At 66.7% G+C, this 20,479-nt stretch carries 23 protein-coding genes and 2 tRNA genes (1 of these 25 only partly in view); 20 read left to right on the top strand and 5 right to left on the bottom strand.

What is annotated here, in order from left to right; genetic code table 11:
- Positions 1-269 precede the first annotated feature (269 nt).
- The 3 genes from ACN27J_RS11860 to ACN27J_RS11850 all read left to right on the top strand — a co-directional run bounded on the left by ACN27J_RS11860 (position 270) and on the right by ACN27J_RS11850 (position 3,740).
- A complete protein-coding gene (locus tag ACN27J_RS11860; RefSeq protein ID WP_421365967.1) occupies positions 270-1,433 on the top strand; it encodes a DUF262 domain-containing protein in 1,164 nt (387 codons plus the stop codon).
- Positions 1,424-2,884, top strand: a complete 1,461-nt coding sequence (locus ACN27J_RS11855; protein ID WP_421365965.1) for an AAA family ATPase — start codon at positions 1,424-1,426, stop codon at positions 2,882-2,884. Before ACN27J_RS11860 ends, ACN27J_RS11855 begins: the two co-directional genes overlap by 10 nt.
- A gap of 163 nt (positions 2,885-3,047) precedes the next feature.
- On the top strand, positions 3,048-3,740 hold the full coding sequence (locus ACN27J_RS11850; protein WP_421365963.1) for a hypothetical protein: 693 nt from the start codon (positions 3,048-3,050) through the stop codon (positions 3,738-3,740).
- A 300-nt stretch (positions 3,741-4,040) separates the two neighbouring features.
- On the opposite strand, the gene ACN27J_RS11845 is transcribed toward ACN27J_RS11850, so the two are convergent.
- The 3 genes from ACN27J_RS11845 to ACN27J_RS11835 form a co-directional block, all read right to left on the bottom strand.
- Positions 4,041-4,412, bottom strand: coding sequence for a hypothetical protein (locus ACN27J_RS11845; protein WP_421365961.1), 372 nt, complete (start codon positions 4,410-4,412; stop codon positions 4,041-4,043).
- A 73-nt stretch (positions 4,413-4,485) separates the two neighbouring features.
- Positions 4,486-5,037, bottom strand: coding sequence for a GNAT family N-acetyltransferase (locus ACN27J_RS11840; RefSeq protein WP_282228688.1), 552 nt, complete (start codon positions 5,035-5,037; stop codon positions 4,486-4,488).
- Positions 5,038-5,052: 15 nt separating this feature from the next.
- Entirely contained in the window at positions 5,053-6,372 is a 1,320-nt protein-coding gene (locus ACN27J_RS11835) for a hypothetical protein (protein ID WP_421365959.1), read from the bottom strand.
- A 961-nt stretch (positions 6,373-7,333) separates the two neighbouring features.
- On the opposite strand from ACN27J_RS11835, the gene ACN27J_RS11830 reads away from it, so the two are divergent.
- The 8 genes from ACN27J_RS11830 (at position 7,334) to ACN27J_RS11795 (ending at position 11,934) form a co-directional block, all read left to right on the top strand.
- A complete protein-coding gene (locus ACN27J_RS11830; protein WP_421365958.1) occupies positions 7,334-7,573 on the top strand; it encodes a hypothetical protein in 240 nt (79 codons plus the stop codon).
- A 277-nt stretch (positions 7,574-7,850) separates the two neighbouring features.
- Complete coding sequence (locus ACN27J_RS11825) at positions 7,851-8,582, top strand: GntR family transcriptional regulator (protein WP_421365956.1); 732 nt, start codon at positions 7,851-7,853, stop codon at positions 8,580-8,582.
- Positions 8,583-8,717: 135 nt separating this feature from the next.
- Complete coding sequence (locus tag ACN27J_RS11820) at positions 8,718-9,143, top strand: hypothetical protein (protein WP_421365954.1); 426 nt, start codon at positions 8,718-8,720, stop codon at positions 9,141-9,143.
- Between the two features lie 100 nt (positions 9,144-9,243).
- Positions 9,244-9,417 (top strand): hypothetical protein, encoded by a 174-nt coding sequence (locus tag ACN27J_RS11815; protein WP_421365952.1) that lies wholly within the window; start codon positions 9,244-9,246, stop codon positions 9,415-9,417.
- On the top strand, positions 9,410-9,640 hold the full coding sequence (locus tag ACN27J_RS11810; protein WP_421365950.1) for a hypothetical protein: 231 nt from the start codon (positions 9,410-9,412) through the stop codon (positions 9,638-9,640). The genes ACN27J_RS11815 and ACN27J_RS11810 overlap by 8 nt, the downstream gene beginning before the upstream one ends.
- A complete protein-coding gene (locus tag ACN27J_RS11805) occupies positions 9,637-9,855 on the top strand; it encodes a hypothetical protein (protein WP_421365949.1) in 219 nt (72 codons plus the stop codon). Before ACN27J_RS11810 ends, ACN27J_RS11805 begins: the two co-directional genes overlap by 4 nt.
- 7 nt (positions 9,856-9,862) lie before the next feature.
- On the top strand, positions 9,863-11,302 hold the full coding sequence (locus tag ACN27J_RS11800; protein WP_421365947.1) for an FtsK/SpoIIIE domain-containing protein: 1,440 nt from the start codon (positions 9,863-9,865) through the stop codon (positions 11,300-11,302).
- On the top strand, positions 11,302-11,934 hold the full coding sequence (locus ACN27J_RS11795; RefSeq protein ID WP_421365946.1) for a DUF2637 domain-containing protein: 633 nt from the start codon (positions 11,302-11,304) through the stop codon (positions 11,932-11,934). Before ACN27J_RS11800 ends, ACN27J_RS11795 begins: the two co-directional genes overlap by 1 nt.
- Here ACN27J_RS11795 and ACN27J_RS11790 read toward each other — a convergent pair.
- The gene (locus tag ACN27J_RS11790) at positions 11,919-12,233 is read right to left on the bottom strand and encodes a CPCC family cysteine-rich protein (protein WP_421365945.1); all 315 of its coding nucleotides are present in this window, start codon (positions 12,231-12,233) and stop codon (positions 11,919-11,921) included. The genes ACN27J_RS11795 and ACN27J_RS11790 overlap by 16 nt on opposite strands.
- A gap of 44 nt (positions 12,234-12,277) precedes the next feature.
- Between ACN27J_RS11790 and ACN27J_RS11785 the strand changes: the two genes are divergently transcribed.
- The 3 genes from ACN27J_RS11785 to ACN27J_RS11775 are packed head-to-tail and all read left to right on the top strand — an operon-like array spanning position 12,278 to position 15,521.
- Positions 12,278-14,065, top strand: a complete 1,788-nt coding sequence (locus tag ACN27J_RS11785) for a replication initiator (protein WP_421365943.1) — start codon at positions 12,278-12,280, stop codon at positions 14,063-14,065.
- Positions 14,066-14,085: 20 nt separating this feature from the next.
- A complete protein-coding gene (locus ACN27J_RS11780; protein WP_416614769.1) occupies positions 14,086-14,304 on the top strand; it encodes a helix-turn-helix domain-containing protein in 219 nt (72 codons plus the stop codon).
- Positions 14,304-15,521, top strand: a complete 1,218-nt coding sequence (locus ACN27J_RS11775; RefSeq protein WP_421365940.1) for a tyrosine-type recombinase/integrase — start codon at positions 14,304-14,306, stop codon at positions 15,519-15,521. Before ACN27J_RS11780 ends, ACN27J_RS11775 begins: the two co-directional genes overlap by 1 nt.
- Before the next feature lie 54 nt (positions 15,522-15,575).
- On the opposite strand, the gene ACN27J_RS11770 is transcribed toward ACN27J_RS11775, so the two are convergent.
- A tRNA-Gly gene (locus ACN27J_RS11770) sits at positions 15,576-15,649 on the bottom strand.
- A gap of 156 nt (positions 15,650-15,805) precedes the next feature.
- Between ACN27J_RS11770 and ACN27J_RS11765 the strand changes: the two genes are divergently transcribed.
- The 6 genes from ACN27J_RS11765 to ACN27J_RS11740 all read left to right on the top strand — a co-directional run.
- A tRNA-Pro gene (locus ACN27J_RS11765) sits at positions 15,806-15,879 on the top strand.
- 166 nt (positions 15,880-16,045) lie between these two features.
- Complete coding sequence (tig, locus tag ACN27J_RS11760) at positions 16,046-17,392, top strand: trigger factor (RefSeq protein ID WP_421365937.1); 1,347 nt, start codon at positions 16,046-16,048, stop codon at positions 17,390-17,392.
- 214 nt (positions 17,393-17,606) lie between these two features.
- A complete protein-coding gene (locus ACN27J_RS11755) occupies positions 17,607-18,251 on the top strand; it encodes a ClpP family protease (protein WP_123603015.1) in 645 nt (214 codons plus the stop codon).
- A gap of 11 nt (positions 18,252-18,262) precedes the next feature.
- Positions 18,263-18,925 (top strand): ATP-dependent Clp protease proteolytic subunit, encoded by a 663-nt coding sequence (locus ACN27J_RS11750; RefSeq protein ID WP_123603014.1) that lies wholly within the window; start codon positions 18,263-18,265, stop codon positions 18,923-18,925.
- A 211-nt stretch (positions 18,926-19,136) separates the two neighbouring features.
- Entirely contained in the window at positions 19,137-20,426 is a 1,290-nt protein-coding gene (gene clpX, locus ACN27J_RS11745) for an ATP-dependent Clp protease ATP-binding subunit ClpX (RefSeq protein WP_421365933.1), read from the top strand.
- A 27-nt stretch (positions 20,427-20,453) separates the two neighbouring features.
- Positions 20,454-20,479 carry the beginning of a carbon-nitrogen hydrolase family protein gene (locus ACN27J_RS11740; protein WP_421365931.1) on the top strand. Its footprint extends 772 nt past the window's final position, so 26 of the gene's 798 nt are visible here — the first part of the coding sequence; the start codon lies at positions 20,454-20,456; its stop codon lies off the right edge, out of view.

The raw sequence follows: 20,479 nt of genomic DNA, 5'->3' as shown, positions 1-20,479 counted from the left end.
GTGTGGAACGAACCAGATCCACTGCCGTCACGCTAGCCACCGTCGATCAACAAGATCGTGTTAGGAGCTCTAAGCCGTGCGTCGCGTCCCCGCCCGCCCGGGGTTGGGCGGAACGCTCGAGGCTCTGTCCCTGTCAGCGCTCGTCTGTATGCCGCGTCCGGTAACCCAGCGAGCAACTGTCCGGTTACGTCTGGACATCAGGCTTTCCCTGATCAAGGATGTCCGCAGACGTTCTTCCGGCTCGCATCAGGACAGGTGGACTGCGGACCTTGAGATTCCAGACAAGTGATCCCGACATCGCAACGATCTTTCGGCGCATCGAGCGGAAGACGATCGACTTGCAGCCTGATTTCCAGCGCGGCGAGGTCTGGAGCACCGCCAAGAAGCAGAGACTCATCGATACCATTCTTCGCCGTTGGCATGTGCCGCCCATACATCTGGTCGCCAAGGGCGAGGGCAAGTTCGACGTTCTGGACGGGCAACAGCGCCTCACTGCAATCCGAGACTTCATGCAGGGACTATTTGCGGTAGATGGCTTTATCGAACCCATTGACGCAGGCTTCGCAGTCCTGGATGGCCGACGGTTCGCGCAACTCCCTAGAGGTGTACAGGATGAGTTTGAATCATTTGCGATACGAGTATTCGAGCTTCATGATTACACGCCAGAAGAGCCTCATGAACTCTTCTTCCGTCTGAATCAACCAATGACCCTGACCGAGGCGGAAAAGCGGAACGCCTTCGTGGGTGCCGCTAGAAACCAGGTGAAAGAACTGGTGGAGTGGGCCGGAACGAGAGGAATGTCGGCGCAGCGCCTTGGATTTTCGAATGCGCGTATGGCATATGATGATTTGCTCGCCCGATTTCTGCTCACCCTGGAACAGGGCCGCCTTACCGAGAAGGTGACAGCGCTCAGAATCACTACCCGCTATAGAGATAAGGGTGCGTTTTCTGAGCCGATAATGAGCCTCGCAACCCAAGCGCTTGACTACTTCCTTCAGCTCGAACTTCTAGACCGTGCCGAGCGCCGGCTGAAATGGAACAAAGCCACCGTTCATACCTGGCTTTGTCTCGTAGCAAAACTACTGAAGGAGGGCCTTCTCTTGGAGCTAGGTCCAGCGCTGTATCAAACAATCGAACAGGTAGAGAGCTGGCGGGGAACGCGGTTGCATGGCCGAAGTATGTATAACGTTCCGCTAGCCGTCTTCCATGATCGGGCGACGGCCCGCGTGGCTGATGTCTCGTCCGTAGTACTGCGCGATCTTACCGCTTGGATGGTGCTCTATCGTGCCGAGCCGGGAATCATTCGAAAGCGGTCATTTATTGCGCCAGTCGAGGATGCGTGGCAAATTGTTGACCAGGCGGGCGATGATGCCGGTCGAGAACTAGCATCATTTAGCGGCGTCGTGCGCTGGGGTGACTCGGGATGGTTCTGAGGTTCATAGAACGGCGGCAGCAGATCGAAAGTCTTGCAAGGCGCAATTATACTACTCGCCTCACCGTCGGCACCTTCGTCACCACCGCCGGCCTGCCCCAAAGCCTCATCTTTTCACCAGGCATCAGCATCGTGTCCGGCGGAAACGGCGCAGGAAAGTCGACGCTCCTCGGTGCCGTTTGGAGATGCCTGGCTGGACAAGAACCGCAAGAAGGTTCAACGATCCCGAACGTGCCTCCATGGCTATGCCAGCTGAAGATCGCAGGAACCCATGCCGACGTTCCGTTCGAGGCAGAACTCGACGTTGGGTCACAAACAACATCCTCGACGTTCCCATCGTCTGTCTTCTATGTTGATCCTGCGGCGGAGACCGAGGATGTGCTGAGGCACTTCAGATCAGATCCACAATCCTTCGATCTGCTTGAGGGGGTTGAGCCAGCGTCTTTTGACGGCAGCCAGCTCCAAGCCCTTGCATATATTCTTCGCCGAGAGTATTCAGAGTTCCTCGTCTATGAGGTGACGGCATTCAGTGTAGACGACACTCCGTTGCCCTACTTTGAAGTCGCTTCGATGGGTAAGCGATACGCATTGCAGCAGATGGGGCGAGGGGAACTAGTTGCAGCTTACCTTTTATGGAGGTTGCAAGAACTTCCACCTGGAGCCGTTGTATTGCTAGAGGAGCCGGAAAGCCATCTTGCGGCGTTCTCTCAAGAGAAGCTAGTAGATGCGATCGTCTCGATCGTAGTCAAACGCGACCTCTGTCTAGTCGTCTCTAGTCACTCCCCAGGCTTCTTCCAAAAGCTACCCGCCGAGCATGTTGTACTAGTTTCATCGTTGCCTTCCCCGTCCATTCGCTGTGGACTACCGGCCGCAGAAGTGGCTAATCATCTCGGTGTCCAACCCCGTACCGCTGCGGTGGTTCTAGTTGAGGACCAGGTCGCAGCTGAGTTCTTGCATGCAATCCTGTCGTCATTAGATCGCGATGCGCTCCGGTATCTTGATGTCAGAGCCGTGGCGAGTGGGCAATCAGGTGTGAAGCGCATCGTCAGCGATATTTCCAGTAGCGCCGCTGATCAGGTTCGAATCCTTGGAGTTCTTGACGGCGACCAACGTCCTCGAGGTGGGCAAGCATCTGAAGGATTGATCGGTTACCTAGTAGGCGATTCAGCGCCCGAGGTCCTACTGCGACAAACCATCAACCGGTGGCGTTCAGGCGAGTTTGACGACTGGGATTCTCCGCTGCCAGGTGGGAGCGATGGTCTAAAGTTGTGTCTTGAGCGGCTTGATGGGCGAGATCTGCACGACTGGATATTTGAGCTGGCGGACGAGTTCGGAGGGCTTCGTCCAGTAATTCGTGCGATAACAGATTTAGTTCTTCGAGAACCATTTCTGAAGAATCAGTGTGAGGAGATGGTCAATTGGCTGCGGTCGCAAGGAAGGCTTCCTCACTGACGAAATCCTCTCGCGCTGCGGCAAACCGTAGCCCTCGAGTCACCATGGAAACTGTCATCCGGGTACCCGGCGGGCTGGGGTGGCCATTTCAGTGCGACTCTAAAGTCATACATAAACTCCCATCGGTTAGGATCTCAACGGAATTGAGTCACGAGAGGTGATTATGGTTGATGCTGATAAGGCGAAGCAGGTTGCTACCCGTTCTGCCATCGAGGTGGGCGCGGTCGGACTCGGCCTCGCCATAGCAGGGCCAGCTGGCGCGTTGATTGCGGGAGCCATCAAACCAGTGGTGGAGTTGGTATCGATCCGGGAGCGACGTGGTCTTCGGAATGCGGAGATCCTGGCTGAGGTGGCCATGGAGGTAACTGGACTTTCGGCCGAAGAATTTACGGCATGGGCGAGCGCCAGGGATGACCGAACGATGCTTTTCACTAGCGCTGTACAAGCTGCCTACAGTTCGATGGCTAAGAATAAGGTCGATGCGCTATCTCGAGTTCTCCGTAATACCTTGGGAGACGACGATAAGCTGGATCTTGCCATCGTCATTGTGGCTGCATTGGAGGACTTGGAGCCGGCGCATGTGAGGGTTTTATCTGCGATGGTTAATGACGATCCAGTCCGCCTCACTTCTGAGAGGTTCGTCGATGATGCTTGGCCACTGTCTGGACTCAAGGTCAGATTTCCGTCTTTTGCTGCCGGCCTTGCGCCAATAATGGCGGGCCTCGAGCGTCACGGTATTGTGAATGGCGGTGGACTTGCGGCAACGGCGCCTGATGGTAGTTCGGACCCCGTCTGGTCCGTGACGGAATTCGGTAAAATCTGCTTTGAGTACTTGAGTGGTCCAATGCCGGCTTAGTTGGTCACGCCGTAATGCGCTACTAAGGGGGCGATCAAAGCGATTCCGTCGACGCTTGCTTCTAGGTGGCGTTTTCGTTGAGGTGCGTCCCCGAGTGCCGAGTCGTTTACTTGCTGTTATTCGGAATATGCAAATGGCCCATTCTGAAGACTGCGCTATTCAACGCGGGCCATCGTTGCTGGCTGGCGTAGTGTGCATGCATGCTGCTGAGCAACGGGACCGTCGCCGGTCTGAGACATAACTCAGGCGGTGGGTGCCTGCGACTCGCTGCGGATTGCCTTGCAACTATACAGAAACCGCTTACAGTGTCTGCGGCCGGTCAGACCTACCGCTGCGAACGGCGGTTGTCGACAGACGTTCTGCGGCGGCGTGGATTGCCTGTTGGGGTCCTGGGCGGCTGGGAAGCCAGACTGTGGATGCGGGCCGGATGGTGGCGGCCATGGCGGCGAGTTGGTCTGGCGTGGTGGGGTGGGGTAGCGCGTCGAGCTGCGCACAGGCGTCTACGGTCGTGCGGTAGCGGTGTTGGTTGGCGGGGGTGTCTTGCCAGTGTGGGGAGTTGCGCCATTCGTGGACGCGGGTGAGGAGCTCGGCGGCTGCGGCGCGGATGGCGGCGGCGTGGGTGGCGAGGCGTTCGGGGTCCGGGTGCGTCTCCGGGGTGGGGTCGTCTCGCATGCCGTGATGGTACCGGCGCGGGGACTGCGAGTGATCTTGCGTCCGCTGGTCCTGGTCCTGCCGCCGTTCAGTGTTACGGCTGCTCTGCCTGCGGTGTCCACTCTGGGGCGAGGATGGAGTAGAGCAGGGAATCTCGCCATGCGCCGTTGGTGTGGACGTGGTCGCGGAGGCGGCCTTCGTACGTCATCCCAAGCCGCTTCACGACGGTGATGGAGGCGGCGTTGTCGGGGCCGATCGCGGCGGTGATCCGGTGTAACCCGAGTGGCCCGAAGCCGTAGGCGATGAGGGTGCGGGCGGTGTCGGTGGCGTAGCCGTGGCCCCAGTGGTCGGCGTGGATGGCGTACCCAAGTTTCGCGGCCTGCACGCCGCTGAGCCCGAGGCGGCCGAACCCGATCATCCGGTCCTGCTTGTCGACGACGGCTAGGTAGTACTCGGTGCGTGGCTGGTGCTGAGCTCGGCTGATCGCGCCGTCGATCATCGCGGCGGTCTGGTCCTGGTCGCGGGCGTCGAAGGACAGCCAGCGGGTGACGCGTTCGTCTCCGACGATCCCAACCGCGTCGGGGATGTCACTGGTGCGGAAGTCGCGAAGGTCGACGAGTCGGCCGGTGAGGTGGATCGGGTCCATGCCGCTGATGGTGCCTTACCGGGGGAGGGCGTTGGCGGGGGTGTGGGTGAAGTGTTCGATGCCGTCGACCAGGTCGCGGGCGTCGGTGGCGTATCCGGAGCGGGTGATGGCCTGGTGCACGCGGCGGACGGAGTGGATGATGCCGTTGATGCGCTGCTCGGCGGGCAGGTCCAGCACGGGCGCGATGGCGTCGGCGGCGGCGTCGAGGTCCCGGCCGGCGACGCGGGCAATCGCGAGGTCGGCATGGCTGCCGGCCTGGTCGCCGAAGGCCCATGCGGGGTCGTGGGGGTCGGCGTAGGCGGCGACGGCCTGGGCGGCGTACTCCTCGGCGGTGGCGGCTTCCTCGGGTAGCCAAGCGAGGGCGTCGGCTGCGTAGTAGAGGGTGCGCGGGTGGGAGAAGGTGCAGATGCCACCCATCTCGTCCATCTCGTCGGGTTGGACGCGTGTCCACGCTTGTTCGGCTTCGGTGATGGCGGCCTTGGCCTGTTCGGCGTTGCCGAGGGCGGCGTACGCGCGGGCGGCGCTGATCGGAAGCCATACGGAGGTGGTGCCGCCGGTCTGCTGGGCGTAGTGGGTGCCGGTGTTGGCGTAGCGGACGGCTTCGGCGTATCGGCCGGCCCAGTAGGCGACCAACGATTGGAGGCCGCGGAGCCAGGCTTGCAGTCCGGGGTGTCCGGCCTGGTCGGCGCAGAGCACGGCGGTACGGGCTTGCAGCATCGCTGAGTGCGGGTCGGCCAGGTCGTGGGAGACCTTGGCGAGTAGGCCGCTGGTGATGCCGGCGAGGAAGTGCAGATCCCGTGATTGGGCCGGGGGTTGGCGGCGTTCCAGGAGCGTGAACAGGGTGTCCTGTGTCTCGGTGAGGTCGCCGATGATGTGGTTGACGGGCTGTTGCGGGTAGGCCAGGGCGAGGCGTTGGACGTCTTCGGCGAGGCTGGTGATGGCGGCGGGGGTGGTGGCTTCGGCGGCGAGCAGGGCGTAGCGGCGGGCGCGTTCGGCGGCCATGGCGAGCAGGTTCCTTTCGGTTCCGGTGCCGGGCAGCAGCGGCTGAGGGGTGGTCGGGGTGCGCTGCGCGGGCGGTACGGGGTGGTTGCCGGTCCAGGGGCGTTGGAGTTCGTCGACGGGTCGGCCGAACATGGCTTGTAGGGCGCGACGGGTGGCGGGGTTGGCGCCGGTGAGGTCGCGTTCGCCTCGGGCGAGGCGGGCGAGGTGGCGGGCGCTGATCACGGCGTGTGGGTCGTGGCGGGTGAACTCGTCGGCGAGTTCTTCGTAGGTGCGGTCGCTGTGCTGGATGAGGTACTCCAGCACGGTTCGGGGTTCGCGCCGTGGCGGTGCCATCCGGTGTGCCTTCCTGGACGGTGGGGCTCTGCTGTCAAGGCTGGTCCGGTGGATGTCCGGACGGCAAGACAGGTCCTGATGCGGTCCTGTTGAGGTCCGTCTGATGTGCCGGGCCGGGTCCTCGATCTGTCCTGTTAGACCGGTACACGATTCTTGTCGTGAACCGGCTACGGATTGCTACGCCTGATGACGTGAGGCTATCTCGGACGGGAGCGGGTGCGGTCTGCCCGACCGGCGGCGGGCTGTTGATCGCGCCTCGGCTGGTGGGTGTCGGCGCGGCGGCGTTCGCCGGGGGCCGGGTCCCGATCGTGCGCTGCCAGTCCGACACGGGCACACCCGACCCTGCACCGTCCGGGTCGGCCGGGTCGGGGTGTCCGGCGTGTGAAGGGCGGGGCTGGAAGCTGGCTTCTCCGCGTCGGGCGCTGCGGGCTCCGGGCGATCCGCACCGGTTGCAGCGGCGAACCTGTCCGGACTGCGGCGGGCAAGGCACGACCGGCGGCGGCACACCTGGGAGCGCTCCGGCCACCAGGTGATCGAGACAGGGCGCCGGGCCGGGTGCCGGGTAGGCGGTTCCTTGCCCGACCGGCAGAACGACACGGGCTGCCGGGGACTGCCGATCCCCGCCCGGCTCGGCGCCCATCCAATCCAACCGGGGGAGACGGGTCGATGGTGAATCCGGAGGTCGGCGACGTGGTGCACATCGCCGGTCAAGCGTCAGTGCAGTTCGCCGGTAGCCGGGCGGTGATTCTGCGGGTGACGGCGGTGTGCCGGAAACCGACGTACGAGGGCTGGTGCTGGCTGACCGGGTACGTCCTGGACCGGCACGGCGACGCGGTCGAGCGGCGTGAGGTGTTCGTCCAGCGGGACGGGCTGCGCCTGCTGTCCGGCCGGCGACCGGCGAAACAGGCGAGGAGACCGGCGGCGGGACCGCCACCGGTGGTGGCGAGGATGGAGGCAAACCGTGGCGTTCGATATCCGGGTCAAGCTCGGCGACACGATCCGGCTACAACCCAGGGATCGGTACCGGCCGGCGGACGGCCCGGTCGTGATGCGGCTGACCGGCGTACGGCTGATCACGAACCGGCCGGAGAGTGACGAGTGGATCTGGCTGGAGGGCGTGAAGCTCAACGGTGACGGCTCGTGGGGTGATCACGCGTTGGTGATGGCGCGGGCGGCGCTGTTGGCACCTGGGCCGCGCTGACCGATGGTGCGACCGGCGTCGGTCCGTGACCAGCTTCGGGCGGCGCAACTCCTGCTTGACCGGCACGCCGGACCTGGCCGTGATGGTCGGTGTCGGGGGTGCGGCGTGTTGGGCTGCGACCGGCGGCGGGCCGCGTTGCGGGTGTTCGGTCGGTATGGTTACCTGCCGCGACGATGGCCGAACGGCCGGACGTGAGGCACCCGGCGGTGATGGACAGATCATCGCCTACCTGGATAGCCTCTTGACAAGCTGAGTTGTCGTCTTGGGGGTGGGTTGGGTGCCGATCGAAGTCGCGCAACCCAAGTACGTGGTGATCGTCAACGCGATGCAGCAACGCATCGGCGACGGCACCTACCCGCCCGGTGCGATGCTTCCGAGTGAAACCGAGCTGGTACGGGAGTTCGGCGCGTCTCGGCCGGTCGTCGTGCGGGCGCTGGACATGTTGCGTCAGGACGGCTGGATCGAGTCCCGTCAGGGCAAGGGTCGGTTCGTCATCGGCCGTCCCGGCGGTGCGTCGACCAGAGCGGCCCGTGAGCGGTACGCCGTACTCGACCAGCCGGAACCGGCCGGCTCGACCGTCCTGGCGGCTGAGGTCATCCCTGCGCCACCTCGGGCGGCGTCCGCACTCGACATCGAACCGGGAACGCCGGTCGTCGCGCGTCGTCGACTGGTCACGGTCGACGACCTGGGGCCGGTGGAGCTGGCCACCGCGTACCTTCCCGTTGATCTCGCTGCGGGTACGGACGTGGGCGGAACGGCTTCGCTGTCCGATGGGCTGCTGCGGCACCTGTCGGCCCGTAAGGGCGTCAAGTTCGATCACGTCGCCGAGCGGATCTCGGCCCGGCTGCCTCGCGACGACGAAGCATCCCTGTTGAAGGTCGGCCCGACCGATCCGGTGGTAACCGCGCTGCTGTCCATCTGCGACCGCACGGCAACCCCACTGCTCGCGGTCGACGTGCTGTTTCCCGCTTCCCGTCACGACCTGGAAGACGTCTACCCGCTCGACTGACCACAGTCGAGCGTGAGGCGTCGTGCTTACTGGATCACTTGACAAGTCGAGTTGGCGGAGCTACCTTCGATCTACTTAACAAGTCAACTTGCCGGCTTGTTGGGTCGGTTTCTCTTCCCCTCGGAGGTATCTGCTGTGGTTCCTGCGTCGATCAAGGTCCCGGTCCCGTTCGAGTACGTGTTCCCCGCCGGTGCGCTGTTCCTCGGCGTCGACGCTCAGGTCGACTTCGACCGGCGTGGCGAGGCGGACAACCAGGCGCGGGACAAGGAGACCGGTGAGCGGGTCTGGGTGGTCCGGGTGCTGGACCTGGACGCTGAGGCGGGCAAGTTCGGTCGGTCCACTGAGGTCAAGGTGAAGATCGTTGCCGGGCAGCGTCCGGTGCCGCCGCCGTCGACCGTGCCGGGGTATCCGCCGGCGGTGGAGTTCGACGGGTTGACCCTGACCCCGTACGTGGATTCGCACCGGTGTCGGGCGTCGGGTCAGTGCCGGGCGCGGATGGCGTACTCGCTGCGGGCCACCGGTATGCAGCCGGCCTCGGCCCTCGCTCCCGCCGCTGCCTGACCGCTCCCTCTTCCACGCGGGGCGGGCCGTTTCCCCGCCAAGAGTCCCGGCCCGTCCCGCGTTCCCAACCCTTCAACCCCTCGTGAAAGGGGGCCGGGCTGTGACGCCCATGCTAATGAACCTCGACCCGGACACGCCGCGCCGCCGTGAGGTCTGGCGGCACTGCGAGATCTGCGACGACCTGGCCGCGATGCCGCCGCACACGTTCATCTGCGACGCCTGCGCGCTCGTCGTCTTCCTCGACCAGCCGGCGGGCGGTGATGACCGTGGCTGACGGAACGCAGTCGTTCGCCGCTGAGCTGGCGGCGCTGCTCAACAGTCGGCCGACCTGGCAGGCGTCCGCTGAGGAGCGGGCTGCCTGGTACGACCGGAAGGCCGACCTGTTCGGCCGTGCTGCCGCTGAGTCGTCGTCGCCGGATGTCGCCGGTGAGGCGTCCGACCTGGCCGAGATCGCCCGTGAACAGGCGAACCGGATCCGCCGGGGGTGGTCGGCGTGAGGTGGCGTCGTCGTCTGCTCGCTGGTGTGTTGTGGTCCTGGCTGGCGGTGGCCCGCCGGGTCGTGGGGCTGCGGGATCTGCCGGCGTTGGTGGATGAGATCCGCTGTCCGCGTTGCGGGCGGTGGGTGCGTCCACGTCGGTTCGATCTGCTGCACATGGCGTGCCGTACCTGCATGGCGACCCTGGGCCGTCCGGTCCGCTGGTCGGGGCGGTGACGACGTCATGCCGTTGATCAACATCATTCCGGGGGAGAAGGTCCCGGTCGCGCCGATGAACGTGCGGCTGCCGTCGTGGCGGATGCCGGGCTGGCTGCTCCTGCTGTGGTGGCTGGCCCGTGGCCTGGTCCGGCTGACGGTCCTCGCGGTCCGCTACTGGTGGATCTCCGGCCCGACCGTCGCGGTCGCGTGGGTCCATCTGGAGTACGGGCCGCTCGTCCTGGCCGCCGTCGTCACCGGCCTCGCCGGATTGTGCGCGGTGTGGTGGCGGCTGCATCCGGGGTCGTGGTGGCGGTTCGGCTGGTACCCGCTCGTGGGGCGGTGGCGTCGGTTGTGGGTGTACCGGCGGCGTTGGGTCGCGGTCACCGCCACCTGCGGGCTGGCGGTGATCTTCGACGGGGTCCGCTACGTGCCCCGTCTGGTCCGGGTCGTGTCGGACCGGTTCGGGGACACGGTGACGGTGCGGATGCTGCCTGGTCAGGTGCCGGATGACTGGGCGCGTAACGCGGACCGGTTGGCGCACGGCTTCCACCAACGCGAAGCACGGGCATCCGCCTGTGTGCGGCCGGATCTGGTGGCGGTGCGGTTCACCCGCCGGGATCCCCTCGCCGGGGTGGTGGCGCCGCTGCCGGTCCCGGCCGAACCCGACCTTGCCGCCCTCCCTCTCGGCGTTCAGGAGGGCGGGGAGCCGTATCGGCTGCGGCTGGCCGGTTCGCATGTGCTGGTGGCGGGGGCGACGAACTCCGGCAAGGGGTCGGTGATCTGGTCGCTGATCTCCGCGTTGGCGGGCGGCGTCCGTTCCGGCCTGGTTGAGCTGTGGGTGTTCGACCCGAAGGGCGGCATGGAACTGGCGGCGGGGCTGCCGTTGTTCGCCCGGTTCTGCTACCAGGACCCGGACACCATGGCCGGTGTCCTGGAAGAGGCCGTGAAACGGATGCGGCTGCGGGCGGACCGGCTGCGTGGGGTGACCCGTCAGCACACGCCGAGTCGGGATGAGCCGTTGATCGTGGTGGTCGTCGACGAGTTGGCGGCGTTGACCGCCTATCTGACGGACCGCAAGGTCCGCGACCGCATCAAAGAGGCCCTGGGTTTGCTGTTGTCGCAGGGCCGGGCGGTGGGTGTGCATGTGGTGGCGGCGTTGCAGGACCCGCGTAAGGACGTGCTGCCGTTTCGGGATCTGTTCCCGACGCGGATCGCGTTGCGGATGACCGAGCCGGAGCAGGCTGACATGGTCCTCGGCGACGGTGCCCGCGATCGGGGTGCGGTGTGTGACCGGGTTCCGGAGACGCTGCCGGGGGTGGGCTATGTCGTCCTCGACGGTGTCAGGGAACCCGTGCGGGTCCGGTTCGCCTACCTGTCCGACGACGACATTCGCGGCCTGGGCCGGATGTACCGGCATCTCGACGACACCGACACCGGTGGCGACGTGCCGGGGGTGGTGGCGTGATGGCGTCGACCAGCGGGCCGACCCGCGCGGAGCGGGCGGAAGGCGTCGTCCTGGTGCTGATCCTGCTCGTCGTCGGTGGCCTGGCGGGGGCGGCGTCGTTCACCCACGTCCACGACTGGACGATGGACAACTCCCCGGCGGGTACGGGGGAGTGGTTCGGCTGGGCCAACGCCGCGATCTCCGAACTGATCCCCCTCGCTGCGTTGTTGACGATCCGGCGGCGGCGTCGTACGGGTGGACCGGTCGGCTATCCGATGTTCCTGCTCGTCTGCGCGGTCTGCCTGTCCCTTGCCGCACAACTCGCTGTCGCCAAACCGGGTATCTCGGGCTGGTTGCTGTCGGCGGTGCCGGCGTTGGCGTTCCTGGGCCTGTCGAAGCTCGTCCTGTCCACCAAACCCACCACCCCCGCCCCGGTCCCGGCCGGTGTTGACCAGCCGGACAACCAGCGGCCGGCGGCTGCCGTTGTCCAGCCGGGCCATCCCTCGGCTGCTGCTGTCGACCAGGTCGACACCGACCACGCTGCCCCGGTACGGCCGCAACCGGCGGTGCCCGTTCGGACCGCTGTTGTGCCGGTCGCGGCGGGTGTCTTCCCCACCCGTAACGGTGCCCCGGCTGGTCAGGTGCTGTCGTGAACGGCCGGCGGATGCTCCTCGGGTCGTGGCGGTCGTACGTGTTTCAGGTCGCGGGGATCGCTTGCGCCAATCGTGGCGAAGTTCTTCCGGGCATCGAGCAGGCTCAGCCCTCGGTTGGGGCCGCCGCGTACCCGAGCCGCGTCGTGTTCGTCCTGGCCGTCGTCCTCCCAGAAGCACACCGGACAGATCTCGTAGCTACCACGCTCAGCCAACGTCAGGTAGCCACAGCACGGACACGCGTGCGGGCCGTGCTCTGGACCTCGGAACACGTTGACGAACGGTCCCTGATCAGTCGTCATGCCCGGCAGCGTGCCATGCCGGTCTCCCGATCGGAGTCCGACCGATGACCCTTCCAACCCCTGACATCGAGGCGCAACCGCGTCCGGGGTCGCGGGCGGCCCGGATGCTTCAACCCCTCGCGAAGGACGCGCTGCGGCAGCTGGCCGAGCAGCATCAGGTGTGCGTGCGGCCAGTGGTGCTGCGTCGCACCGACACCGTGACCGGCCGAACCGACGTCGTCGAAGTGCCCTGCGGGGCGACCCTCGCCGCGAAGTGCAAGCCGTGCGCGGAACGCGGCCGACGGCTACGCATCCAGCAGATCCGGGAAGGCTGGCACCTGGCCGACGAACCGGCCGTCCGCCCCGACAAGCCGGGTGAGGACGTCCTGTCGCTGGTCCGGCTGCGGGCGCACCTCGAATTCGAACGTCACGCCCTGGCCTACGAACCGATGGACCCGGACGCGCGGGCGGCGCAGGTCGCCGACATCGATGCTGCGATCGTCGAGGTCGATGAGGCGTTGGCGGAATCGAACCTGCGCGGCCGGTTGACCCCGACCGAGCGGGATAAGCGGCCTCGGCGTCGCCGGTCGACCCGCCGCCGCCAGGACAGCCCCGATCTGCCCCGGCTGCCCGTCGACCCGCGTACGGTCGGCCGGGCCTACACCGGCCGGCAGGGTAAAACGTATCGGCCGTCGATGCTGCTCACGCTCACCCTCGACAGTCACGGCCCGGTGCACTCGCACTTTCGGCGCGGCGGCTACGTGGTGCCGTGCGAGTGCGGGCAACGCCACCAACCACACGATCCGTTGCTGAGCACGCCGGTGGACTCGGACAGCTACGACTATCGGCGGGCCGCGTTGGACTCGATCCACTTCGCCCGCGTGCTGGACCGGTGGTGGCAGAACCTGCGCCGGGCGGCGGGCTGGAACGTCCAGTACGCCGGGGCCGTCGAGCTGCAACGCCGACTCGCCCCACACGCGCACTTCGCCATTCGAGGGACGCTGCCGCGCAAGCTGTTGAAGCAGATCGCGGCCGCCACGTATCACCAGGTGTGGTGGCCACGCTTCGACCAGCCCGTCTACCGGGTCGACACACCACCGCTGTGGGATACCGACCGGCAGGCGTACGTCGACCCGAAAACCCGCGAGCCGCTACCCACCTGGGCCGAGGCACTCGACGAGCTGGAGGAACCCGGCACCCCACCCGCCTACGTCGCCCGGCTGGGTCGGATCGACGCGCGCGGCATCGACCAGGGCACCAAGGACGCGGAACGCTCCATCCGCTACGTCACGAAGTACGTCACCAAGGACCTGACCGACCAGGCCCGACCACGCTCCGACCCCCAGAAGGCGCACTTCGACCGACTCCACGCCGAACTCTCCGTACTCCCGTGCTCGCCGACCTGCGCCAACTGGCTGCTCTACGGCGTCCAACCCGACAAGGCCAAACCCGGCCTCACCCCCGGCCGCTGCACCGGCAAGGTCCACCAACGAGCGACCCTCGGCTTCACCGGCCGGCGGGTGCTGGTCTCCCGGCAATGGTCCGGCAAGACCCTGGCCGACCACCGCGCCGACAACCGGGCCTGGGTCCGCGCCATCCTCGCCGGCAACCTCGCCGACACCGACGACCAGGCCGACACCGACAACGGCCAGCCGGACGGGCAGGCCGACAACCCGGACCGCTACCGGTTCGAACTCGCCCGACCCGACGACCCCGACGTCCCACCCCTGCAACACCGCATCCTGCGCGCCGTCTCCGAACGCATCCGCTGGCGCACCACCCTCACCAACGCCCGACAACGCGCCACCGGCGCTGTTTCGGCAACGACTCGACCCCTGACCCTCGCAGCTTGATCGTGAACGGGAGGACATGGATGGCAGACGGGCTGTTGACCCCTGATGAGGTCGCCGCTCGCCTCCGGGCAACGCCGCGATTCGTGCGCCGGCTGGTCGCTGACCGCCGGATCGCGTACGTGAAGGTGGGCCGCCTGGTCCGCTTCGAGGAATCTGCGGTGGCCGCGTACGTCGAACGCAACCGGATCGCGCCGCTGACCCGCGCGAACCTGCGTCACTACCTGGGTGAGGTGGCCTGATGGCGAACAAGCCTGGCCGGCGTCGGTTCGGCAGCATCCGGAAGTTGCCGTCAGGGCGGTACCAGGCCCGGTACTTCGGCCCGGACGGCGTCGAGCGGAAGGCGCCCGACACGTTCCCGACCGAGCCACAGGCGGCGAAGTGGCTGACCGTCGTCGAGTCGGAGATCATCCGTGGCGAGTGGAACGCGCCGGAAGCGGGTCAGATCACGCTCAGCGAGTACGGCTCGCGCTGGATCGCGCAACGTCGACTCCAGCCGCGTACGCGGGAGAACTACGAGGATCTGTTCCGGCTGTACGTCCGGCCGTACCTCGGCGCTCTCGTACTCGGCACGATCAAGCCGGCGACCATCCGGGACTGGCGTGCCCGGCTGCTCGGCAACGGCGTCTCCGAGCCGCAAGCGGTCAAGGCGTACTCACTGCTGCGGGCCGTGCTCAACACGGCGATGAAGGAAGACGAGCTGATCCGGCAGAACCCCTGCCGGATCCCCGGCTATGACCGCTATCACACGCCTGAGCGGCCGGTGGCGACCGTCGCCCAGGTCGTCGCGCTCGCGGAAGCGATGCCGGCCCGGTACTCGGCGTTGATCATCGTCGCCGCGTTCTCGGGGCTGCGTTGGGGCGAGCTGGCCGCGTTGCGCCGGTGCGACGTCGACACCGACGCGGGCACGATCCGCGTACCGCGCAAGCTCGCCGTGCTGCGTAGCGGCGGGTTGGTGTTCGGCCCGCCGAAGTCGCAAGCCGGCAACCGGGTCGTGGCGCTGCCGGCGGCTGCCCGGTCGGCGCTCGTCGACCACCTGGCCGCGTTCGTCGACGACGACCCGGAAACGCTGGTGTTCACCGGCGACAAGGGCGCGGTGCTGCGTTCCGGCAACTTCCGCCGTGCGGTCCGGTGGTCGGCGGCACTGGCGGCAGCCGGTCTGCCGGCCGACTTCCACTTTCACGACCTGCGGCACACCGGCAACAACCTGGCTGCGGCGACGGGTGCGAGCACCCGTGACCTGATGTCCCGGATGGGGCACGCCAGCATGCGGGCGGCGCTGATCTACCAGCACGCCAACAGCGAGCGGGACCGGGAGATCGCGGCCGGCATGGATCGGGTGATCGCCGCCGGGCTGCCGCGTCCCGCTGACCGTGAGGAGAGCACTCCGGACGGCACGGCTGACGGCCCGGCTGGGGCCAATGGCACGCGGATGGCACGCAAGATCGACAAGGGCTGACCGGGGGAGTGGTCACCGGCCAGAGAAACCGCCGGTGACCTGCGGCGGAGCTGATGGAGCGGGCGACGAGAATCGAACTCGCGTAATCAGTTTGGAAGACTGAGGCTCTACCATTGAGCTACGCCCGCGTGCGCCCCGGCGGGCAGGGCGCGCCGTCTAGCGTACAAGTTGTCGCGGGTCTGCCGCACGGGGGTCCCGCCGGCCGGCGCGGCGGGTTGATCCGACAGCCGGCGGGATACCGGGCGGCGCGGCGGATTGCCGACGGCATAGACTGACCGGTGCCACGGGGTGTGGCGCAGCTTGGTAGCGCACTCGCTTTGGGAGCGAGGGGCCGTGGGTTCAAATCCCGCCACCCCGACTGTCAACCGCCGGCTCGGCACCGGGCGAGAACGATCCGGCCTGCCGGCAGGCCTACACTCGATGGGCTGTGCCATGCCACGCGGCGGGGGTGGCTGCCCCGGGCGAGTGCCCGGAGCCGACAGCGACGACCGGACAAAGACTGACATGCATCAAGGAGTACGCCTGTGAAGAGCACCGTCGAGACCTTGAGCCCGACTCGGGTCCGGCTCGCCATCGAGGTGCCGTTCGTCGAGCTCGAACCGAGCCTGCGGAAGGCGTACCGGGAGATCGCCCAGCAGGTCACCATCCCCGGCTTCCGTAAGGGAAAGGTGCCGGCGGCCGTGATCGACCAGCGGATCGGCCGGGGCGCGGTGCTCAACGAGGCCGTCCAGGAGGCGATCCCGCAGAACATCCTGGCCGCCGTCCGCGAGCACGAGGTGAAGACGCTCGGCCGGCCGGAGGTGGAGATCACCGACTTCACCGACGGTGAGGCGCTGAAGTTCACCGCGGAGATGGACGTACGTCCGCAGCTGAGCCTGCCGGATCTCAGCACCATCGAGGTCACCGTCGACGAACTGCAGATCGACGAGAAGGAAATCGAGGACCAGATCGGCGGGCTGCGTGAGCGGTTCGCCACCCTCAAGACGGTCGAGCGTCCGGCCCAGGAGGGCGACTACGTCCAGATCGATCTGGCCGCGACCGTCGACGGCGAGGAGGTGCCGGGCGGTTCGGCGTCCAACCTCTCCCACGAGGTCGGCAGCAAGCAGTTGCTGCCCGGCCTGGACGAGGTGCTGGTCGGGCTGGCCGCCGGCGCGGCGACCAGCTTCGTCACCCAACTGGTAGGCGGTGACTACGCCGGCCGGGACGCGGACGTCGCGGTGACCGTGCGTACCGTCAAGGAGAAGGAGCTGCCGGAGCTGGACGACGCGTTCGCCCAGCTGGCCAGCGAGTTCGACACCCTGGAGGAGCTGCGCAACGACCTGCGGCAGAAGGTCGAGCGGGTCAAGCGGGTCGAGCAGATCTACGCCGCCCGGGACAAGGCCCTCGACCAGTTGGTCGAGGCGGCTGACGTGCCGGCACCCGATGGCGTGGTCCGCGAGGAGGTCGAGCACCGCAAGCAGGCGATGACCGACCAGCTGGAGCGGATCGGGGCCTCCTGGGAGGACTACCTCGGCTCCGAGGAGAAGTCCGAGTCCGACATCGACGCGGAGCTGGCCGAGGCGGCCGGCAAGGCGGTCAAGATCCAACTGCTGCTGGACACCCTCGCCGACGCCGAGGACGTCCAGGTCTCCGACGACGAGTTCGGCCACGAGATCGTGCACCGCGCCCAGCGGGCCGGGATGGCGCCTCAGCAGTACTACGACCAGCTGGCCCGGTCGGGTGTGGCGGGGGCGGTCTACGGCGACGTCCGCCGGGGCAAGGCACTCGGCCTGGTGATGGAGCGGATCACGATGAAGGACGCGGCCGGCAACCCGATCAGCATGGACGCCATCCGGGAAGCCAACGAAGCCGAGCACAACCACGAGCACTGAGCGTGACCGACTGCGGGCTGTCGGCCGGGATGCACACGCCCGGCCGATGGCCCGTTCGTCGTAGCGGACCACCCGCCTGCTCAACCGGGGTGACCGCTGCACCACGTGTCGCGGCCCCCTGCGCTGTGAGCGAACAGCACCCTGAGAACGGCGCCCGGCCCGTTCGCAACGGTTAATGTCGGGCTTAACGACGCACGGAGAGCGAAGGGCTGCCATGACCGATCTGCACATCCCAGCTATGCCCATCCGGGTGAGCGAGGCCCGCGGCGGTGACTCACTCAGTGGCAACCTCGACGACACGGTCTTCAACCGGCTGCTCAAGGAACGGATCATCTTCCTGGGCAGCGAGGTGACCGACCAGGTGGCCAACCGGATCTGCGCCCAGTTGCTGCTGCTGGCCGCCGAGGACCCGGACCGGGACATCAACCTGTACATCAACTCGCCGGGCGGGTCGGTCTACTCGGGCATGGCGATCTACGACACCATGCAGTACGTCAGCAACGACGTGGCCACCATCGCGATGGGTATGGCCGCGTCCATGGGCCAGTTGCTGCTCTGCGCTGGTGCGCCGGGCAAGCGGTACGCCCTGCCACACGCGCGGATCATGATGCACCAGCCGTCCGGCGGGATGGGCGGTACCGCCTCCGACATCGCCATCCAGGCCGAGCAGATGCTCTACACCAAGCGGATGTTCCAGGAGCGGGTGGCGTTTCACACCGGGCAGGAGCCGGCACAGATCGAGGCGGACTCGGACCGTGACCGCTGGTTCACTGCCGCCGAGGCGCTCGACTACGGTTTCATCGACCGGGTGATCACTGGAGCCACGCAGGTCCCGACCGGCGCTGGCACCCGCAACTGAGGAAGGCGACGATGACTGACCTGACCATGCCGCCCGGGTTCGCTCCGGTGCACAACCGGTACGTCCTGCCGTCGTTCGTGGAGCGCACCTCGTACGGGATCAAGGAGTCGAACCCGTACAACAAGCTCTTCGAGGACCGGATCATCTTCCTCGGGGTGCAGGTGGACGATGCGTCGGCCAACGACGTGATGGCCCAGCTGCTCACCCTCGAGGGCACGGACCCGGACCGGGACATCATCATGTACATCAACTCGCCGGGTGGCTCGTTCACCGCCATGACGGCGATCTACGACACGATGCAGTACGTCCGGCCGGACATCATGACGGTCTGCCTGGGGCAGGCGGCCAGCGCGGCCGCGGTGCTGCTCGCCGCCGGCACCCCCGGCAAGCGGATGGCGTTGCCGAACTCGCGCATCATCATTCACCAGCCGGCCACCGAGGGCGGGTACGGGCAGGGTTCGGACATCGAGATCCAGGCCCGCGAGATCCTCCGGATGCGGACCCAGCTGGAGGAGATGTTGTCCCGGCACTGCAACCAGGCGGTCGAGAAGGTCCGTAAGGACATCGACCGCGACAAGATCATGACGGCGGAGGAGTCCCGCGACTACGGCCTGGTCGACACCATCCTGACCAGCCGGAAGAAGGGTGTGCTGGCCGCCAGCTCGGCCAGCTGACGACGCACGGTCAGAGGTCGGCCAGGCAGTGAGTAGACTGGCCGACCTCTGACACACCCGATTTTGGGGGTCGGAGTTTGCCCCGCCAGCGGGTAACGTCGAGATGCACCGTCTGACGGAGTTGACCGGCGGCAGGTGCTCGACACTGACGAGGCAGACCGTCCTTAGGCCAGGGCCGGCGAGACCGGCCGAGAGCGCAGGGAGAACGTAGGTGGCACGGATCGGCGACGGCGGCGACCTACTCAAGTGCTCCTTCTGCGGCAAGTCGCAGAAGCAGGTCAAGAAGCTCATCGCGGGCCCAGGGGTCTACATCTGCGATGAGTGCATCGATCTCTGCAACGAGATCATCGAGGAGGAGCTGGCCGAGTCCGGCGAGGTGAAGTGGGAAGAGCTTCCCAAGCCGATGGAGATCTGCCAGTTCCTGGACTCGTACGTGGTCGGCCAGGACCACGCCAAGAAGGCGCTCGCGGTCGCGGTCTACAACCACTACAAGCGGATCCAGGCGGACGCCGCCGGCGCGCCCGGGTCCAACGACGCCGTCGAGGTCGCCAAGTCGAACATCCTGCTGATCGGGCCCACCGGTTGCGGCAAGACTCACCTCGCGCAGACCCTCGCCCGGATGCTCAACGTGCCGTTCGCCATCGCGGACGCGACCGCGCTGACCGAGGCCGGCTACGTCGGCGAGGACGTCGAGAACATCCTGCTCAAGCTGATCCAGGCGGCCGACTACGACATCAAGCGGGCCGAGACCGGGATCATCTACATCGACGAGGTCGACAAGATCGCCCGTAAGTCGGAGAACCCGTCGATCACCCGGGACGTCTCCGGTGAGGGCGTCCAGCAGGCCCTGCTGAAGATCCTCGAAGGTACGGTGGCCAACGTGCCGCCCCAGGGCGGGCGCAAACACCCGCACCAGGAGTTCATCCAGATCGACACCACCAACGTGCTGTTCATCTGCGGCGGTGCGTTCGCCGGCCTGGACCAGATCATCGAGTCACGCACCGGGCAGGGCGGCACCGGCTTCGGGGCCCGGCTCCGGGCAGTGTCCGAGCGGTCCACCGACGACATCCTCACCCAGGTCATGCCGGAAGACATGCTGAAGTTCGGGCTGATCCCGGAGTTCATCGGCCGGCTCCCGGTGATCACCAATGTCCGCAGCCTGGACCGCGAGGCCCTGGTCCGGATCCTGACCCAGCCCCGCAACGCCCTGGTCCGCCAGTACCAACGTCTATTCGAGTTGGACAACGTGGAACTGGAGTTCGATCCCGGTGCGTTGGAGGCCATCGCGGATCAGGCGATGCTTCGCGGCACCGGTGCCCGCGGCCTGCGGGCGATCATGGAGGAGGTGCTGCTCTCCGTGATGTACGAGGTGCCGAGCAACCCGGACGCAGCCCGGGTGCTGATCACCCGCGAGGCCGTACTGGAGAACGTCAACCCGACGATCGTGCCGCGGGAGTTCACCGGCCGGCGTCGGCGCGACCGCGAGGAGAAGTCGGCCTAGCCGCAACACAACCAGGGAGCACCGCCCGTGCGTGTCGCTGTCTGCCAGCTGAA

This window comes from Solwaraspora sp. WMMB762, from assembly GCF_049179115.1.
Classification (GTDB): Bacteria; Actinomycetota; Actinomycetes; order Mycobacteriales; family Micromonosporaceae; genus Micromonospora_E.
Note: the sequence above shows the minus strand (reverse complement) of the source record. Positions and strands in the feature narration are given on the sequence as shown.

Coding starts and splice junctions, on each gene's coding strand:
- ACN27J_RS11840 (WP_282228688.1), bottom strand. CDS start 5,037: ATGGACCCGATCCACCTCACCGGCCGACTCGTCGACCTTCGCGACTTC.
- ACN27J_RS11835 (WP_421365959.1), bottom strand. CDS start 6,372: ATGGCACCGCCACGGCGCGAACCCCGAACCGTGCTGGAGTACCTCATC.
- ACN27J_RS11845 (WP_421365961.1), bottom strand. CDS start 4,412: ATGCGAGACGACCCCACCCCGGAGACGCACCCGGACCCCGAACGCCTC.
- ACN27J_RS11775 (WP_421365940.1), top strand. CDS start 14,304: ATGGCGAACAAGCCTGGCCGGCGTCGGTTCGGCAGCATCCGGAAGTTG.
- ACN27J_RS11800 (WP_421365947.1), top strand. CDS start 9,863: ATGCCGTTGATCAACATCATTCCGGGGGAGAAGGTCCCGGTCGCGCCG.
- ACN27J_RS11790 (WP_421365945.1), bottom strand. CDS start 12,233: ATGACGACTGATCAGGGACCGTTCGTCAACGTGTTCCGAGGTCCAGAG.
- ACN27J_RS11750 (WP_123603014.1), top strand. CDS start 18,263: ATGACTGACCTGACCATGCCGCCCGGGTTCGCTCCGGTGCACAACCGG.
- ACN27J_RS11780 (WP_416614769.1), top strand. CDS start 14,086: ATGGCAGACGGGCTGTTGACCCCTGATGAGGTCGCCGCTCGCCTCCGG.
- ACN27J_RS11795 (WP_421365946.1), top strand. CDS start 11,302: ATGGCGTCGACCAGCGGGCCGACCCGCGCGGAGCGGGCGGAAGGCGTC.
- ACN27J_RS11785 (WP_421365943.1), top strand. CDS start 12,278: ATGACCCTTCCAACCCCTGACATCGAGGCGCAACCGCGTCCGGGGTCG.
- ACN27J_RS11850 (WP_421365963.1), top strand. CDS start 3,048: ATGGTTGATGCTGATAAGGCGAAGCAGGTTGCTACCCGTTCTGCCATC.
- ACN27J_RS11855 (WP_421365965.1), top strand. CDS start 1,424: ATGGTTCTGAGGTTCATAGAACGGCGGCAGCAGATCGAAAGTCTTGCA.
- ACN27J_RS11755 (WP_123603015.1), top strand. CDS start 17,607: ATGACCGATCTGCACATCCCAGCTATGCCCATCCGGGTGAGCGAGGCC.